The sequence below is a fragment of the Streptomyces sp. NPDC002671 genome, assembly GCF_053592475.1.
The window spans coordinates 83,200-99,535 of the sequence record NZ_JBSFVU010000003.1 but is presented as its reverse complement, the minus strand read 5'-3'; the positions used below and the strand labels follow the sequence as shown (position 1 = coordinate 99,535).

The 16,336-nt window shown below is 71.2% G+C and carries 21 protein-coding genes and 1 tRNA gene; 3 read left to right on the top strand and 19 right to left on the bottom strand.

Going from position 1 to position 16,336, the window contains the following annotated elements:
• The first annotated feature begins 32 nt into the window (after positions 1–32).
• A complete protein-coding gene (locus ACWD35_RS05290; protein WP_451349798.1) occupies positions 33–791 on the top strand; it encodes a TetR/AcrR family transcriptional regulator in 759 nt (252 codons plus the stop codon).
• Between the two features lie 29 nt (positions 792–820).
• Here the strand turns inward: ACWD35_RS05290 and ACWD35_RS05285 are convergent, their stop codons facing one another.
• From ACWD35_RS05285 to ACWD35_RS05275, 3 genes are all read right to left on the bottom strand, one after another.
• Entirely contained in the window at positions 821–1,642 is an 822-nt protein-coding gene (locus ACWD35_RS05285) for a YceI family protein (protein ID WP_451349797.1), read from the bottom strand.
• A gap of 129 nt (positions 1,643–1,771) precedes the next feature.
• On the bottom strand, positions 1,772–4,330 hold the full coding sequence (locus ACWD35_RS05280; RefSeq protein ID WP_451349796.1) for an MFS transporter: 2,559 nt from the start codon (positions 4,328–4,330) through the stop codon (positions 1,772–1,774).
• 13 nt (positions 4,331–4,343) lie between these two features.
• A complete protein-coding gene (locus ACWD35_RS05275) occupies positions 4,344–4,847 on the bottom strand; it encodes a MarR family winged helix-turn-helix transcriptional regulator (protein WP_451349795.1) in 504 nt (167 codons plus the stop codon).
• 208 nt (positions 4,848–5,055) lie between these two features.
• Here ACWD35_RS05275 and ACWD35_RS05270 point away from each other — a divergent pair, with 208 nt between their 5' ends.
• On the top strand, positions 5,056–5,253 hold the full coding sequence (locus ACWD35_RS05270) for a hypothetical protein (RefSeq protein WP_451349794.1): 198 nt from the start codon (positions 5,056–5,058) through the stop codon (positions 5,251–5,253).
• Between the two features lie 11 nt (positions 5,254–5,264).
• Here ACWD35_RS05270 and ACWD35_RS05265 read toward each other — a convergent pair whose 3' ends face one another.
• The 9 genes from ACWD35_RS05265 to ACWD35_RS05225 all read right to left on the bottom strand — a co-directional run bounded on the left by ACWD35_RS05265 (position 5,265) and on the right by ACWD35_RS05225 (position 10,762).
• Positions 5,265–6,044 (bottom strand): hypothetical protein, encoded by a 780-nt coding sequence (locus ACWD35_RS05265; protein ID WP_451349793.1) that lies wholly within the window; start codon positions 6,042–6,044, stop codon positions 5,265–5,267.
• A gap of 50 nt (positions 6,045–6,094) precedes the next feature.
• Entirely contained in the window at positions 6,095–7,033 is a 939-nt protein-coding gene (locus ACWD35_RS05260) for an RNA polymerase sigma factor SigF (RefSeq protein WP_451349792.1), read from the bottom strand.
• 265 nt (positions 7,034–7,298) lie between these two features.
• Positions 7,299–8,204 (bottom strand): RNA polymerase sigma factor SigF, encoded by a 906-nt coding sequence (locus ACWD35_RS05255; RefSeq protein WP_451349791.1) that lies wholly within the window; start codon positions 8,202–8,204, stop codon positions 7,299–7,301.
• 161 nt (positions 8,205–8,365) lie between these two features.
• The gene (locus tag ACWD35_RS05250) at positions 8,366–8,659 is read right to left on the bottom strand and encodes a Dabb family protein (protein WP_451349790.1); all 294 of its coding nucleotides are present in this window, start codon (positions 8,657–8,659) and stop codon (positions 8,366–8,368) included.
• A 9-nt stretch (positions 8,660–8,668) separates the two neighbouring features.
• Complete coding sequence (locus ACWD35_RS05245) at positions 8,669–8,848, bottom strand: hypothetical protein (RefSeq protein WP_451349789.1); 180 nt, start codon at positions 8,846–8,848, stop codon at positions 8,669–8,671.
• Positions 8,849–8,969: 121 nt separating this feature from the next.
• Positions 8,970–9,054 (bottom strand) — tRNA-Ser (locus ACWD35_RS05240).
• Positions 9,055–9,099: 45 nt separating this feature from the next.
• On the bottom strand, positions 9,100–9,582 hold the full coding sequence (locus ACWD35_RS05235) for a nucleoside deaminase (RefSeq protein ID WP_451350060.1): 483 nt from the start codon (positions 9,580–9,582) through the stop codon (positions 9,100–9,102).
• A 59-nt stretch (positions 9,583–9,641) separates the two neighbouring features.
• Positions 9,642–10,178, bottom strand: a complete 537-nt coding sequence (locus ACWD35_RS05230) for a tRNA adenosine deaminase-associated protein (protein ID WP_451350059.1) — start codon at positions 10,176–10,178, stop codon at positions 9,642–9,644.
• 344 nt (positions 10,179–10,522) lie between these two features.
• Complete coding sequence (locus ACWD35_RS05225) at positions 10,523–10,762, bottom strand: hypothetical protein (protein ID WP_451349788.1); 240 nt, start codon at positions 10,760–10,762, stop codon at positions 10,523–10,525.
• Positions 10,763–10,857: 95 nt separating this feature from the next.
• On the opposite strand from ACWD35_RS05225, the gene upp reads away from it, so the two are divergent.
• A complete protein-coding gene (gene upp / locus ACWD35_RS05220; RefSeq protein ID WP_451349787.1) occupies positions 10,858–11,493 on the top strand; it encodes a uracil phosphoribosyltransferase in 636 nt (211 codons plus the stop codon).
• A gap of 56 nt (positions 11,494–11,549) precedes the next feature.
• Here upp and ACWD35_RS05215 read toward each other — a convergent pair whose 3' ends face one another.
• From ACWD35_RS05215 to ACWD35_RS05185, 7 genes are all read right to left on the bottom strand, one after another.
• A complete protein-coding gene (locus ACWD35_RS05215) occupies positions 11,550–12,182 on the bottom strand; it encodes a LytR C-terminal domain-containing protein (RefSeq protein ID WP_451349786.1) in 633 nt (210 codons plus the stop codon).
• Positions 12,183–12,282: 100 nt separating this feature from the next.
• The gene (locus tag ACWD35_RS05210) at positions 12,283–12,579 is read right to left on the bottom strand and encodes a type II toxin-antitoxin system VapB family antitoxin (RefSeq protein WP_004943146.1); all 297 of its coding nucleotides are present in this window, start codon (positions 12,577–12,579) and stop codon (positions 12,283–12,285) included.
• 242 nt (positions 12,580–12,821) lie between these two features.
• Complete coding sequence (locus ACWD35_RS05205) at positions 12,822–12,956, bottom strand: hypothetical protein (protein WP_451349785.1); 135 nt, start codon at positions 12,954–12,956, stop codon at positions 12,822–12,824.
• A gap of 50 nt (positions 12,957–13,006) precedes the next feature.
• Entirely contained in the window at positions 13,007–13,339 is a 333-nt protein-coding gene (locus ACWD35_RS05200; RefSeq protein ID WP_451349784.1) for a hypothetical protein, read from the bottom strand.
• 72 nt (positions 13,340–13,411) lie between these two features.
• Complete coding sequence (locus ACWD35_RS05195; RefSeq protein WP_451349783.1) at positions 13,412–14,077, bottom strand: HdeD family acid-resistance protein; 666 nt, start codon at positions 14,075–14,077, stop codon at positions 13,412–13,414.
• A 65-nt stretch (positions 14,078–14,142) separates the two neighbouring features.
• Positions 14,143–14,736 carry an HhH-GPD-type base excision DNA repair protein gene (locus ACWD35_RS05190; protein WP_451349782.1) on the bottom strand — a complete coding sequence of 198 codons (594 nt, stop codon included), beginning with the start codon at positions 14,734–14,736 and terminating at the stop codon, positions 14,143–14,145.
• A 53-nt stretch (positions 14,737–14,789) separates the two neighbouring features.
• Positions 14,790–16,250 (bottom strand): FG-GAP-like repeat-containing protein, encoded by a 1,461-nt coding sequence (locus ACWD35_RS05185; protein WP_451349781.1) that lies wholly within the window; start codon positions 16,248–16,250, stop codon positions 14,790–14,792.
• Positions 16,251–16,336 lie beyond the last annotated feature (86 nt).

Genomic DNA, 16,336 nt, shown 5'->3' with positions numbered 1-16,336 from the left:
GAGGGTTGCCGGAATTCGAGGAGGGTGCGCCGGTGGCGAAGGTGGCTGAGCGGGCGCCGCGCGGCAGTGTGTGGCTCGGCGGCAAGGCACGGCGCGGCGGGCGCAGCGCGCAGCCTTCCGGGCTGGACCGGGAGCGGATCACCGAGGTGTCCGTACGGCTGCTGGACGCCGAGGGGCTCGCGAAGTTCTCCATGCGGCGGCTGGCGGGCGAGCTGAACGTCACCGCGATGTCCCTGTACTGGTACGTGGACACCAAGGACGAGCTGCTCGAACTCGCCCTCGACGCGGTCTTCGGCGAGCTGCGGCTGCCCGACCCGGAGGACGACGGGGAGAACTGGCGGGACCAGCTGCGCGCGCTGGCCACGGAGTACCGGGCGCTGCTGGTCCGCCACCCCTGGCTGTCCCCGCTCGCCGGGCGCTACCTCAACATCGGCCCGAACGCGCGGGCGTTCTCCCGGGTGGTGCAGCGGGTGGTCCGCCGGACGGGGCTGCCCGCGCACCGGCTGGCCGGGGCGATCTCGGCCGTCTTCCAGTTCGTGTACGGCTACGGCACGATCGAGAGCCACTTCTTCACGACGATCGCCGACTCCGGGCTGAGCGCGGACGAGTACTACGCGCAGGCGCTGACCATGGTGGCCGAGTCCCCGGAGACCGCCGAGGTCATCCAGGAGACGGAGGACATCATGGCGGCCCGGGGCGGGGCCACGGTCACCGAGAACATGGACCGGGACTTCGCCTTCGCCCTGGACCTGCTGGTGGCCGGCATCGAGGCGATGGTCGCCCGCGGCTGACCCGCCCGGAAGGCCGGGCGGCCGGGGCGTCAGGCGGTCGGCAGGCGGTCGCCCTGGACCGCCTGGACGTCCAGTTCGACCTTGAGGGTCGTCCCGATGGCGGCGATGCCGGCCTGGACGACCTGGTTGTAGTTCATCGCGAAGTCCTCGCGGTGCAGTCCGGCCGTCGCGCGGAAGGCGGCCCGGGTGCCGCCCCACGGGTCGGCGCCGGTGCCGAGGTAGGCGAGGTCCAGGTCGACCGGGCGGACGATGCCGTGCAGGGACAGCTCGCCGTGCACCGTCCAGCGGTCCGGGCCGGCCGGCGTCAGACCCGTGGAGCGGTAGGTGATCTCCGGGTGGGTGTCGACTTCGAGGAAGTCCGCGGACCTCAGGTGCGTGTCCCGCATGCCGTGGCCGGTGTCGATGGACGCGGCCCGGATGACCGCCTCCACGCGGGACTTGGCGATGTCGTCCGGCGCGATCTCGATCGTGCCGCCGAACTCCGTGAACCGGCCGCGCACGCTGGAGATCCCGAGGTGCTGGGCGACCGCGGCCACCGAGGAGTGCGCCGGGTCGATGGTCCACGGGCCGGGCGGCGGCAGCTCGGTGCCGCCCTGCCGGGCCAGCGTCACCGTGCCGACCTCGGCCCGGCCGCCGGCGGTGACGATCGCACTGGACGCGGCGGGCGCGTACCCGACGGCCGTCACGATCACCGTGTACGCCCCGGGCGCCAGCTCGGTGGTGTCCCGTACGGCCCCTTCGGCGTTCGCCTCCGCGCGCAGCATTTGCGCGCCGGTCATGTCGGTCACCGTGACGACCGCGTGCGACACGGCCCATCCGTCCCGGGTACGGATCCTCGCGGTCAGTCCCATCCCGCTGTCTCCCTGAGAAACCTGAAAGCCCTGAAAAGCCTTGAAACTCTTACAAATTGGTCGTAGAGAACCGGCCCGCGGCGGGGCGCGCCTCCGCTCGGAACGCACCCGCCGCGGGCCGGGGCCCGGCTACTCGCCGGAGTGGGCGAGTTCGATGTCGTGGCCGTCGTTTCCGGAGCCGGACAGGGACAGCGCGGTGGCCACCGGCGGGTAGCCCGTCGCGATGACGGTGTACTCGCCGCTGTCCAGGTCGGTGAAGGCGTACGCCCCGTCCGTCCCGGTGGTGGACGTGCCGACCACGTTGCCCGCCGCGTCGACCAGCGTCACGCGGGCGTCGGCCAGCGGACCGTGCGGGGCCCGGACGACACCCTGGAGGTGGGCGCCGGCGTCCAGGTCGACCTCGATCCGGGTGACCCCGGTGGCGCCGACCTCGACCGGCAGGGCGCGCGGCCGGAAGCCGCTCGCGTTGACGGCGACGGTGACCGCGCCCGGCACCAGGTCGGTGAGGGCGAAGTCGCCCTGCTCCCCGGTGGCGGCGGTGGCCACCAGGTCCCCGCGCACATCGGTGACGATCACCATGGCGTCCTTGACCGGCAGCGCGCTCCCGGCGGCCCGGACCACACCGGTCAGCCCGCTGGTGCCGCTGAGCAGGAGGTCGTACGCCAGCGGCTCCCCGCCCACCACGACGGTGGAGGCCTGCGGCTGGTAGCCGTCGGCGGAGGCGATCAGCACGTACGAGCCCGCGCCCGGCGCGTCCACCGCGTAGGAACCGTCGGCCTGGGCGACCGCGCGGCCCAGCTGGCGGCCGGAGAGGGAGATCAGCGTGACCGCGGCCTGCGGGACCGGGGCGCTCTCGGTGCCGCGCACGAAGCCGTGCACCGGGGTACTGCCGTTGCCGATGGCGCCGCCGGTGGTGCCGGGGTCGGCGATCGTGGCGACGGCGGTCGGCTGCGTGGCCGCGCTCGCCGCGGTGCCGTCCTCGCCGAGCACGGGGGCGGCCCAGCTGGGCACCCGCTCCGCGGCGGGAGCCTCACTGGCGGTCTCCGTGACGGCAGGGACCTCGGCGGGTGCCTGCGCGTTCGCCGGGGTCTCGCCCTCGGCGGCCTGCGCCAGGGCTCCCTTGGTCTTCAGCGGGACCTCCTTGATGAACAGCACCACGAAGAAGGAGATCAGGGCGAAGGGCGCCGCGTAGAGGAAGACGTCGGCGATGCCGTGGCCGTAGGCGCCCTCCAGCCAGTTGCGGACCGGGGCGGGCAGCAGGTCCATGTCCGGCAGCGAGCCGCCGCCCACGGCGTGGCCGGCGGCGGCCTGCGCCTTCGGGCTCAGTTCGGTGATGGTGTCCTTGGCGTAGTGCGTGATCCGGGTCGACATCACCGAGCCGAGCACACCGACGCCGACCGCACCGCCGAGGGAGCGGAAGAAGCTCACCACGGAGGAGGCCACGCCCAGGTCCTGCGGGGCGACCTGGTTCTGCGTGGAGAGGACCAGGTTCTGCATCATCATGCCGACGCCGATACCCAGCAGCGCCATGTAGATGGAGAGCTGCCAGTAGGGGGTGTCGTAGCGCATCAGGCCGAGCAGGGCCAGGCCCGCCGTGAGGAAGACGCCGCCGGCGACCAGCCAGCCCTTCCAGCGTCCGGTGCTGGTGATGAACCGTCCGGAGACCATGGAGGCGACGAACAGACCGCCGATCATCGGGATGGTCATGACGCCGGACATGGTCGGCGACTTGTCGCGGGCCAGCTGGAAGTACTGCGAGAAGAAGACGGTCCCGGAGTACATGCCGACACCGACGAACAGGGAGGCCAGCGAGGCCAGCGAGATGGTGCGGTTGCGGAACAGGCGCAGCGGGATGATCGGCTCGGCGGCCTTGGTCTCCGTGAGGACGAACAGCAGCGTGAGCACGATCGTGCCGCCGACCATCGTGTACGTCTGCCAGGACAGCCAGTCGTACTTGTCGTCGGCGAAGGTGACCCAGATCAGCAGCAGCGAGGCGGCGGCGGTGATGAAGAAGGCGCCCGCCCAGTCGACCTTGACCTGACGCTTGGCCACCGGCAGGTGCAGCGTCTTCTGCAGCACGAGCAGCGCGATCAGCGCGAACGGGATACCGACGAACAGGCAGTAGCGCCAGCCGAGCCAGTCGGTGTCGGTGATGACGCCGCCGAGCAGCGGACCGCCGACGGTGGCGACGGCGAAGGTGGCACCGGTGTAGCCGGAGTAACGGCCGCGCTCCCGCGGGGAGATCATCGCGGCCATGATGACCTGCACCAGGGCGGACAGACCGCCGGCGCCGAGGCCCTGGATGACACGTGCGCCGATCAGCATCGCGGGGTTCTGCGCGAGACCGGCGACGACCGAGCCGGCGATGTAGATGACCAGGGATATCTGGACGAGCGCCTTCTTGCTGACCAGGTCGGCCAGCTTGCCCCACAGCGGAACCGAGGCGGTCATCGCGAGCAGCGCCGCGGTGACGACCCAGGTGTAGGCGGACTGCCCGCCGTGGAGGTCCTTGATGATCGTCGGCAGGGCGTTGGTGACGATCGTCGAGGAGAGGATGGCGGCGAACAGGCCCAGCAGCAGGCCGGACAGCGCCTCCATGATCTGCCGGTGCGTCATGGGGGCGTGCTCGGCGGAGCCTCCCCCGTGCTTGGCGTGAGCCCGCACACCGGCTGGTGTGGTCGTTGCCATGGGCTTCCTTTGCTTACGTGCTTGCGGGTGTACGGGTGGTCTCCGCGAATACGGGGGCGGCTTCGGGGGCGAGCCGGGCCGTGGCGGACCGGCAGTCGCCGAAGCTGGCGCGCAGGCGGGTCATCAGCCGGATGAGCTGGCCGACCTCGTCGTCGCTCCAGTCGGCGAGCCGCTCGGCGAGCAGCCGGCTGGTCCGCCAGGACAGCTCGTCGAGCTGCGCCAGGCCCGCGGGCGTCAGGTGCAGGATCCGCGAGCGCTTGTCGGCGGGGTCCGGGGACCGCTCGATCCAGCCGCGTGCGGCGACGTGCGCGACGTGCCGGCTGGTGACCGACATGTCCACGGCGAGCAGTTCCGCGAGCTTGCTCATGCGCATGTCGCCGTGGCGGCCGAGCAGGTTCAGCACGGCGGCCGAGCCGGCCGGGCAGTCGGGCGGCAGGATGCGCCCCAGGTCCCGTTTCACGGCTCCGACGGCACTGAGCTGACGCACCAGCTCTTCGTACAGCGCCTGCTCGGCCATCTCACACCTTCCGTATTCGTTGCTTCGGGCAACTTTATAGACTGTTGGTTGCCGAAGGCAAATAAATCGAAGACCAACGGGCGCAAAAAGTTGGCAAAGGCAAGTATTGCGAACGTAAACGCGCAGGTGGTGCGGCCTGAGCTGCCCCCCTCTGTCCCCCCGGCCCCGCACTTGGGCCGCACACCCGGATTCGCTAGTGTCTCGGGCCATGGCTAACACCCAGGGCCCCCAGGGCAACTACGACCCCGCCGGCAGCACGCAGATGTTCCGGGCGTTCGTCGACGAGGCCCCGCAGGGCCGGCAGCAGCAGGCGGCGGCCTCCTCCGGCCCCCGCATCGGTCTGATCGTCGGCATCGTCGTCGCCGTGGCGGTCGTCGCCGCGGTGGCCTGGCTGGCGCTCAAGTAGTCAGCGGGCGATCACTTCCACTTCACCGAGACGTCCCGCGTCTCGATGTGCATGCCGAGCGGTACCCGCCAGGCGTCCACGCACACCGTCCACGTCGGGGACGTACGTGCGCCCGGCCCGATCGGCACCGGCAGGTCCGCGGTCGACTCGACCGTGCCCCAGTCGATGCCGAGCGCGCCGATGACGTGCGTCCCGAACGTCACCGTGCCCGAACGCACCGCCGTACCACCGGAGTTGCGGAAGGGCACGGTCACCTGCTCGCACCACCGCTGGTCCGTGGCCTTCCGCTTCGGGTCGCCCCAGGTGAGGTCGGCGGGCGTGGCGGGCTCGGTGTGACCGGCTGTCGGCTTCGGGGACGGTGAACCCGGAGGCGATGAACTCGGCGGGGACGGCACGGGTTTGGCTTCGCCTCCGGTGCTGCCCGACGGGGAGCCGGAGGGGACGGGGCCGACGGTGGCCGTTCCGGCAGGAGCGGACGTTCCGGGAGCAACGGAGGCCCCGGAGGACGGTGGTGCCGTTGCCGACTGCGAAGTCCCGCCCTTTTGCGGCGTGTTGTCGTCATTGCCCGGCGTAGTCCCGTCCAGCGGCACCATCCGTACGCCGCCCGTCGGCGTCCCCGCGCCGCCGCCCGGTCCCGGCCCGCCGCCCACGCCCCCTACGGCCACGTAACCGCCGCCTGGGCCGCCCGAACCGGCACACGCGCCCAGGACCCCGCCCAGACAGACGACGGCCGCCGACGCTGCCGTAACGGCGCCTCGGCGGCCACGTGTCCACGTCGTCGTACGCAGCATCCCGCCATGGTGGCTGACGCTCCGTCAGATCGGAACCCTCCGGTGAGGACTCAGTCCGAGATCAGGCCCTCGCGCAGCTGGGCCAGGGTCCGGGTGAGCAGACGGGAGACGTGCATCTGGGAGATGCCGACCTCCTCGCCGATCTGCGACTGGGTCATGTTGGCGAAAAACCGCAGCATGATGATCCGGCGCTCCCGGGGCGGGAGTTTGGCCAGCAGCGGCTTGAGGGACTCGCGGTACTCCACGCCCTCCAGGGCGGTGTCCTCGTAGCCGAGGCGGTCGGCCAGGGAGCCCTCGCCGCCGTCGTCCTCGGGGGCCGGGGAGTCCAGCGAGGACGCCGTGTAGGCGTTGCCGACCGCGAGGCCGTCGACCACGTCCTCCTCGGAGACGCCGAGCACGGCGGCCAGTTCCGTCACCGTCGGGGAGCGGTCCAGCTTCTGGGACAGCTCGTCGCTGGCCTTGGTGAGGGCCAGGCGCAGCTCCTGGAGGCGGCGCGGGACGCGCACCGACCAGGAGGTGTCGCGGAAGAAGCGCTTGATCTCGCCGACCACCGTCGGCATCGCGAACGTCGGGAACTCCACGCCCCGTTCGCAGTCGAAGCGGTCGATCGCCTTGATCAGGCCGATGGTGCCGACCTGGACGATGTCCTCCATCGGCTCGTTGCGGGAGCGGAAGCGTGCCGCCGCGTAGCGGACCAGCGGCAGGTTCAGCTCGATCAGGGTGTCCCGGACGTAGCCGCGCTCCGGGCTGTCCTCGCCGAGGGCGGCGAGCCGCAGGAACAGGGAGCGGGACAGGGTGCGGGTGTCGATGTCCGCCGGGGCCGGCAGGACCGGGGCGGCCTCTGCCGCCGGGACGGGCGGGGCCGGCACGGCGTCGAGGGCCGGTACGCCTTCAAGGCTGTCGAGCACGTCGAGAGCGTCGAGCTCCTTGGGCGCTGCCTCGGTCATCGTGGGCGTGAGCACCTTCGAGCTGCCCTGTTCTGCGGACATGCCACCCCCTTTGGGTCGCGGGACGGTCGTGGCGGCGCCCCTTCGAGCAACGCAGCCTTCACCTGAATACCGGAGCCGGAGCCACGGCAAACGCGCTTCCCGCAGAATGTCACATGTCGGCAACACGCTGTAGTGACATGTCGACATGCAAGTTGCGAATCGGCCCTGGAAAAAAGGGGTCTGACGGTCTTTCGGCACACAACTGTCGGGAACCGCCCTGGTGAGCGATTCGCTCGTGCCGGTGATCAATCGATCCTGTATGCGGTTACGCGTCGATCCGGTTCGCCGACCGCAGGCGCTGGAAGCTGCGCGCGAGCAGCCGGGAGACGTGCATCTGAGAGACGCCGAGTTCCGCGCTGATCTGTGACTGGGTGAGATTGCTGTAGTAGCGCAGGAGAAGGATCCGCTGTTCGCGCTCGGGGAGTTGGACCAGGAGATGGCGGACCAGGTCGCGGTGTTCCACGCCGACCAGGGCCGGGTCCTCGTAGCCGATGCGGTCCAGCAGGCCGGGCAGCCCGTCGCCCTCCTGTGCGGCCTCCAGCGAGGTCGCGTGGTACGAGCGGCCCGCCTCGATGCAGGACAGTACCTCGTCCTCGCTGATCCTGAGCCGCTCGGCGATCTCGGCGGTCGAGGGCGAGCGCCCGAAGGCGGTGGTCAGGTCCTCGGTCGCGCTGTTGACCTGCACCCACAGCTCGTGCAGCCGACGCGGTACGTGGACCGTGCGTACGTTGTCCCGGAAGTACCGTTTGATCTCGCCGACCACGGTCGGCATCGCGAAGGTGGGGAACTGCACGCCCCGGTCGGGGTCGAAGCGGTCGATGGCGTTGATCAGGCCGATGGTGCCGACCTGGATCACGTCCTCCATGGGCTCGTTGCGGGAGCGGAAACGGGCGGCGGCGTAGCGCACGAGCGGGAGGTTGGCCTCGATCAGCGCTCCCCGCACCCGGTTGTGCTCCGGCGTGCCCGGCCGGAGCTGCTTCAGCTCGCCGAAGAGCACCTGGGTCAGCGCGCGGGTGTCGGCGCCGCGGCGCTTCTCGGGGGCCGGGGGATCCGCGGGAGCGGGGGCGGGGGCGGGGGCAGGAGTGGGTGTGGGTGTGGGAGCGGGTGCCTCCTCCTGGGGCGGCGCAGTACTGGCCGACACGGTCAACGCCACCTCTTCACGGTCAATCATCCGTCAAAAGCGGTCATAGCATCACAAGACATGTGCACTGTGTGCAAGCACCGCATAACGCCGTGTTGTGTTCAAATTTCGACAAGTTGGGGCCCAAGGTGCACGAAAGCCCCCCGCCGTTCCGGCGGAGGGCTGGTGTCGCGTCCGGTGCCGCGAGCGGCTCAGAACGGGTAGTCGGCGATCACCCACGTGGCGAACTCCCGCCACTGGGCGGCGGCGGCCTGGTGAGCCGGGTGCTCCAGGTAGCGCTTGAGCGCGTCCGCGTCCTCGACCGCCGAGTTGATCGCGAAGTCGTAGGCGATCGGGCGGTCGGTGATGTTCCAGGCGCACTCCCAGAAGCGCAGCTCCTCGATCTGGCCGCCGAGGGCCCGGAAGGCCTCCGCGCCCGCCTGGGCGCGCGGATCGTCGCGTTCGACGCCCTCGTTGAGCTTGAAGAGGACCAGGTGGCGGATCATGGGGTTACCTCAGCTCTTTCCTCCGTTGGCGACCCAGGTCATGAAGTCGCCTATGGCCTTGGCCGCGTCCGATATGCCCTCGAAGCCTATCTGGACGTAGTCGGCGGCCTTGGCCGGGTCTGTGATGATCACGTACAGCGCGAAGACCACGAGCGCGTACACAGCGATCTTCTTCGTGTTCACCGCCATCCGGCCTCCCCTGCCGTCCCTGTACCCCTGCTGCCGGCCGCGAGTTTAACCTCCGCGCCCTGTTCGCCACTTGAGGGTATGTGCACGAAGGGCCCCGCCAGATGACGGGGCCCTTCTCAAGCGGTAGCGGAGGGATTTGAACCCTCGGTGACTTGCGCCACACTCGCTTTCGAGGCGAGCTCCTTCGGCCGCTCGGACACGCTACCGAGGGAGACCTTACAGCACGGTGGGCCGTGGTCCGAAATCGGTATTCACCGGTCCCGGAAAAACTCCGTGAGGAGCCGTGCGCACTCCGTGGCGAGCACGCCCTCGATGACCTCCGGGCGGTGGTTGAGCCGGCGGTCCCGCACCACGTCCCACAGCGAGCCCGCCGCGCCGGCCTTCTCGTCCCGGGCGCCGTAGACGACCCGGTCCACCCGGGACTGGACGAGGGCGCCCGCGCACATCGTGCACGGCTCCAGCGTGACCACCAGCGTGCAGCCGCTCAGCCGCCATTCGCCCGCCCGTCGCCCACCACCCTTGCCGGAGGCGCTCCGCGCCGCCGCGTCCCGCAAAGCCGCCGCGGCCCGCCGGATCGCGAGGACCTCCGCGTGTGCCGTGGGATCGCCGGTGGCCTCGCGCTCGTTGTGCCCGGTCGCGAGCACCGTCGTACCGTCCGGGGACAGCACGACGGCGCCGACGGGGACGTCGCCGCCTTCGACGGCGCGCTCGGCCTCCTCCAGGGCGAGCCGCATGGCGGCCCGCCAGGGGTCGCGCACCGGGTCCGGAGTGGCCACCGGGTCCTGTGGTGCGGTCAGCGGACGGTCTCCAGGACCTCCGAGGCGCCCAGCGCGTCGGCGATCGCGCCCAGCGCGTCCTCGGCGTCCAGCGCGCGCAGCTCCTTCGCGCTGACGCCCAGGTCGTCGAGGATCTCGCTGTCGCCCACCGGGCTGTGCGGCACCGCGTCGGCGGCGGCACCCGCTTCCTCGTCGTCGTCGGCCTCGTCCTCGCCGTCCTCCGTGCCGTCGAGGTTCAGGGAGTCGAGGTCGGGGCCGTCGTCGGCGCCGGGCTCCCGGCCCAGCAGCTCGTCGGTGAGCAGCAGCTCGCCGTAGGCGCTGCGGGCGGCTGCGGCGGCATCCGAGACGTAGATGCGAGGGTCGTCCTCGCCGTCCACGCGGACGACGCCGAACCAGGCGTCCTCCTGCTCGATCAGGACGAGCACCGTGTCCTCTTCAGGAGAGGATTCCCGGGCCAGGTCGGCCAGATCCGACAGGGTCTCCACATCGTCGAGCTCTGTGTCGCTCGCTTTCCACCCGTCTTCGGTGCGCGCGAGCAGTGCGGCGAAGTACACCGTGACTCTCCCACTGGTCATAGGCGTGCCGGTTGGGGGTCCCCCCGGCGGAGGTTCTGGGCGGAGGGAGCTGGCTCCGAGCCCCGCCCACTCGGAATCGTGGCAGAAACAAGGCGTTCAGGGGACGTCTTCGGCTCCCTGTGTCTGGCTGTTTTGGTCGAGCATCTGGTTGTGAAGCGAAAAGCACTCACCAGCGCACTTGTTGCCGCCACCTGCGGATCGTACGCGGCTTTTCCAGCCGCCCGCGCACGCCCGCCACCGCAAACGCCGGCGCCCTCGTTGATCTTCCTTGCCGGGGGGCCGTTTTTACGGAACTTTCCCGGAACTTTCTTACCGGGACCGCCCTACCAACGGAAGGTTCTCATCCGCATGGCGTGCCGCAGCCGGGCGGCCTTGGCGCGCCGCGGCTGCACGCGTTCGCGCAGCGCGCGCGCCTCGGCGAGGTCGCGCAGGAACTGGGCGCGGCGGCGCCGCCGTTCGGCGTCCGTCTCGGGTGTCGCCGAGTCCGTCTCGGGTGTCGCGGGCTCGACCGGGGCTTTGGTGTTCCCGGACGCGTCCTCAGGCAGGTCGGGCAGGTCAGGCACGTCACACCACCCCAGTCCGTCCCTCCCACTTTCCCCCGGACGGCCGCTCCGGCGCCAGGGTCGGCGGGGCTCTGGTCGCGGGTACCGTTAGGGGCATGCGTCTCCACGTCGTCGACCACCCCCTGGTCGCTCACAAGCTCACCACTCTGCGCGACCAGCGCACCGACTCCGCGACCTTCCGCCGGCTCGCCGACGAACTGGTCACCCTGCTGGCCTATGAGGCCACGCGGGACGTGCGCACCGAGCAGGTCGACATCCAGACGCCCGTCGCGCGGACCACCGGCGTCAAGCTGGCCCGCCCGCGCCCGCTGGTCGTACCGATCCTGCGGGCCGGTCTCGGCATGCTGGACGGCATGGTCCGGCTGCTGCCGACCGCCGAGGTGGGCTTCCTGGGCATGATCCGCAACGAGGAGACGCTGCAGGCCTCCACGTACGCCTCGCGCATGCCGGAGGACCTCTCGGGCCGCCAGGTGTACGTCCTGGACCCGATGCTGGCCACCGGCGGCACGCTGGTCGCCGCCATCCAGGAGCTGATCAAGCGCGGCGCCGACGACGTGACCGCCGTGGTCCTCCTCGCCGCCCCCGAGGGCGTCGAGGTCATGGAACGCGAGCTGGCGGGCACGCCGGTGACGGTCGTCACGGCAGCGGTGGACGACCACCTGAACGAGCACGGCTACATCATCCCGGGCCTGGGCGACGCGGGGGACCGGCTGTACGGCGCCGCGGAGTAAGCGAGCCGGGCAAGCGAGCCGGGCAAGCGCCCTGAGAGGCAACTCCCTGGGCGAACTCAGCAGCCCTTCTTCGGCGCGGCAGGCGCCGGCGCCGTCAGCGCGGTCAGCGCCTTGTCGGCCGCCGCCTGCTGCGTCAGGGACTTGAACGCGTCCCCGATGATCAGGTCGAGGTCCGCACCCGTGCGCTTCGCATCGGTGCGCCGCTCCGCGTCCGTGAGCTGGATCGCCAGCACCGGCAGCGAGGTGTTCAGCGCGGACGGGGGACCGAGGAGTACCCCGGTGCCCTTGACCTTCTTGTCGAACTCGTCGCTGGCATTGCCCACGTCGCCGATCTTGAAGCCGCGCTTCTTCAGCTCGTCCGCGGTGTCCTTGGCGAGCCCGCTGCGCTCGGTGGCGTTGTAGACGTTCACGGTGATCTGGCCGGGCCTGGGCAGGACCTTCGCCTGGGCGGCCGTGGCGGTCCTGGTGTGGCAGTGGGCCTTGGCGCCGGCCGCCGAGGTCTTCTTGCCGCCGTCGGCGAAGACGTCGATGAGCTGCAGCGTGCCCCAGCCGATCAGGCCGAGCGCGGCGACGGACGCCACGACGGCGAGCGCGAGCCTGCCGCGTCGCCTCGGAGGGCGCATCCGGGGGTACTTGTCCCCCGTGATCCGGTACTTGCCGCCCATGCCGGGGGGAGTCAGCATGCTCATGGGCGCAGCGTAGTGCGCCGGAGCGGCGATGCCTATTAGATGATCAGTCGACGCCGCTCGCGGAACCCGAAAGGGTCAACGACCGTGTGCCGCGCCGGGGTCAGTCGAGTTCGAGCACGCGCGCGTGCAGCACCTGGCGCTGCTGGAGGGCGGCGCGGACGGCGCGGTGCAGTCCGTCCTCCAGGTAGAGGTCGCCCTGCCACTTCACGACGTGTGCGAAGAGGTCGCCGTAGAACGTCGAGTCCTCCGCCAGCAGGGTCTCCAGATCGAGCTGCTGCTTGGTGGTCACGAGCTGATCGAGGCGGACCGGGCGCGGCGCGACGTCCGCCCACTGCCGGGTGCTTTCCCGGCCGTGGTCGGGGTACGGCCGGCCGTTTCCGATGCGCTTGAAGATCACACGGAAAGCCTACCGGCCAAGGCGTTCCGGGCGCAGCCATGGCGACGGAGTGCGACGCTGGAAAACACGCCGCGAACATGGGCATACCGGCCGGTATCGGTGCGGGGGCCGGGAGCAGACGCCGGAGGCGGGATCGGAAACGGGATCGGAAACAGGGGTCGCAGTTGCGGCAGAAGAGTGAGTCCGAGACGCGGCCGAAGCCGCCCGGCGGGGGCGGTAGGGCCCGCCCCCGCCGGTGCGGTTCAGCGGCCCCGCTCCTTCGGTGACCGCTCCTGTTCCTGTTCCCTCGCTACTGGCGTCTCTGGTCGGGGCGGCGCGCTGCGCCGGGCCTCCGCGCGCAGCAGGGCGCGCAGGACCGCGTACGGGTCTGTGGGCATGGCTGTGTTCCTTGCGTCGTACTGACGGGTCTCGCTCGGGGCGGGCTCTGTCAGCAGCGCAGGACCACGGAGCGCAGGGTGCGCAGGGTGTACGGCGGCGGCGCGGCCGGGAGGGGGTGCTCCGCGGCGGCGGACGGCGGGGTCGCCAGGGGCGCCGGAGACAGGGGTACGGCGGCCCGGCGGACGGCGCCGGCCGGTGGCCGTACGGCCAGGCCCAGGGCGTCGTAGAGGGCGTCGTACGGGCCGTCGTACTCGACGGTCTCCCCGGACGCGACGGGCGCCGCGCAGGCCTCGGCGCGGGCGCCCGGTACCAGCAGGGCGAGCAGCAGCACGAGCACCCGCAGCCAGGCGCGGCTGCGTGGGAGGCGTCGTGCGGTGCTCATGGGGGTCATCTGCCCACGACACGCCCGGAGTTCAGCACACCGGACGCGTAATACACCCGTTCGGCGTACGGCTCACACGGTGCGCGGCACGCTCCGGGCGCGGCTGCGGATCCTGAGCGCGGTGACGATCTCGACGATCCCGACCGCGACCAGCCAGATGCCGCCGACCAGGGTCAGTACGGCGACCGAATGGAAGGGGGAGTCGATGAGGACGACGCCGCCGACGACGGTGACGATCCCGAGGAAGATCTGCCAGCCCCGAGCGGGCATCCGGGGGTCGGAGGCGGCGGCGATGGCCTGCGTGATCCCGCGGAACAGCCAGCCGATGCCGATCCACAGGGCGAGCAGCAGGATCGACTGGAAGGGACCGCGGAAGCAGAACAGGCCCAGCAGGATCGACACCGCGCCGCTGATGAAGGCCAGCACCCGCAGCGAGGTCGCCGTGTGCGTACCGAACGCGGAGGCCAGCTGGAAGACGCCGCTGATCACGAGGTAGACGCCGAACAGGACACCGAAGACCAGCAGGGACTGACCCGGCCAGACCAGCACCAGTACGCCCAGGATCAGCGAGGCGATGCCCGTGACCAGGACGACCTGCCAGGTGGCCCGGGACAGGGCGTGCAGCGGGCCCTCGAGGGGCGGCTCGGGTTCGTGGGTGTGCGGGGCCTGCCGGGAGTGCACCCCGCGGTCGTCGTACTCACGGCCCCAGTCGGGGCCACCGCTCGGTTGCTCGGTCATGTTCCATGCTGAGAGCGGCCCGTCGAATCCCGCCACCCGGGTGGTCCGGCAGGCTTACCGCGGACCTACTTCTGCGCCGCCTTCGCGGCCTTGGCCGCCGCCTTCGTCTCCTGCTTGTGCGCCCGTACCTTGGCGAGCGACTCGGGCCCGGTGATGTCGGCGACCGACCGGAAGGAGTCCCGCTCGCCGTAGACGCCGGCGGCCTCCCGCCAGCCCTCGGGGGCGACCCCGAGCTGCTTGCCGAGCAGTGCGAGGAAGATCTGCGCCTTCTGCCTGCCGAACCCGGGCAGGTCCTCCAGGTGCTTGAGCAGCTCGGCCCCGCTGCCGACGCCCCGCCACACCGTTTCGGCGTCGCCGTCGTAGTGCTCGACCAGGTACTGGCACAACTGCTGGATCCGCTTCGCCATCGAGCCCGGGTAGCGGTGCACGGCGGGCTTCTCGGAGAGCTTCGCGGCGAAGGCCTCCGGGTCCATGACGGCGATCTCGTGGGCGTCCAGGTCGTCGGCGCCCATGCGCCCGGCGATGGTCGCCGGGCCCTTGAACGCCCACTCCATGGGGACCTGCTGGTCCAGCAGCATCCCGGTCAGCGCGGCGAGCGGACTGCGCCCGAGGAGCGCGTCGGCCTCGGGATCCTGGGCGAGGTGCAGGGTGACGTCCATGCGTCGATCATGCCTCGCCCGGGATCCGCTCGCCGCCCGGCCGGACCGGCCTGCTACCGGGTCACCGCGGTGCTGGGCAGCGCCGCGCCGAGGCTGAGGCCGGCAGAGCCGACGGTGATGCCGGCGCTCTTGCCGGAGATGCCGACCGAGCCGTTCGTCACCGGTCCCGCGGCGGAGCCGCGGGCGACCCACACCAGGCCATCGGTGTTCTCGCCGGGCGCACCGACGACGAGGTCGGCCTTCCCGTCCCTGTTCAGGTCGGAGAGGTGGACGGCCCAGCCGAAGTAGTCCTCCGCCTCGGCGGTGCCGGGGACGCCCGTCGTGTTCTGGGTGTAGGCGGTGGCCTTGGCGCCGGAGAGCCCGGCGGTGGAACCGCGCAGCAGAACGGCCTCACCGCTCCACTTGGCCGAGCCGAGGGTCTTGTACGGCACACCGACGAGGACGTCGGCGATCTTGTCGCCGTTGACGTCACCGACGCTGAGCGAGGAGCCGAACTGGCCGCCGTCCTCGCCGACGCCGGGAACGCCGGGCGTGTCCTGGTGGATGACCGCGGGCTGCTGGTCGGGGCTGATGCCGTGCGGGCCGCCGTACAGGACCTGGATCTCGCCGCCGCTGTGGGCGCCGCTCGGGTCCTGGGTGTGCAGGGCGTCGTACTGGACTCCCGTGACGAGGTCGCCGTAGCCGTCGCCGTTGACGTCGCCGACCTGCCCGTTCCAGCCGTGGGCGAGCGGGAGCTGGGTCGACGGTGCGGCCGGATCGTCCTGGACGACGCTCAGGGGGCCGCTGTCGGCCGAGACGGGTCCGGGCATCGAGAACAGCTCGGCCTTGCCGTCGCCGTCGACGTCACCCATGACCACACTGCGCTTGAGGCCCTTGCCGAGGTGGGCGGCGGCCGGCTTTCCGGTGCGGGTGAAGGGTCCGGTGTAGGTGGCGCTCTGGCAGGTGCTGCCGACGGCCAGCTCGGGGGCGCCGTCGCCGTTCATGTCCCCGGTGGCGAGCGACTGCCCGAAGAGGCAGTACGAACGATTTTGGCCGTATCCGGTGGGCGGAGCGATGTCGGCGCCGCCCTTGAGACCGCTCGGGCCGCCCCAGATCACGGTGACGGCGCCGCGCGTTCCGAGCTGGAGGCCGAAGTCCTGGCGTGGGGTGCCGACGACCAGGTCCGCGTATCCGTCCCGGTCCAGGTCGGCGGTGGTGACGGTCTGGCCGAAGCGGTCGTTCTTCTCCGGCGTGCCCGGGATCCCGGTCGTGGCCTGGGTGATGACCTGGCGGCGGGCGGTGCTGACCCCCGAGGCGGAGCCGTACAGGACGACGACGGCGCCGGCCTTGTTCACGCTGCCGTTGGAGGCATCGGGGGCACCGATGACCAGGTCCCGGTACCCGTCACCGTTGAAGTCGTCCTGGACGGCGGCGGTGTTGGCCCCTTTGTAGGGCGCGGCGGCGGATGCCACCGGGGTCAGCGGAACGGCGACGGCTGCGGCGACCACAGCAGCGGCCGTGAGAACTCTGCGCAACGGAACTCCCCCAATAGAGAACGGTCGCCGCAGAGGACTCACGAAGCGCTCGAAAGGTTGTACTACGATCTCTGCAATTAACTTAG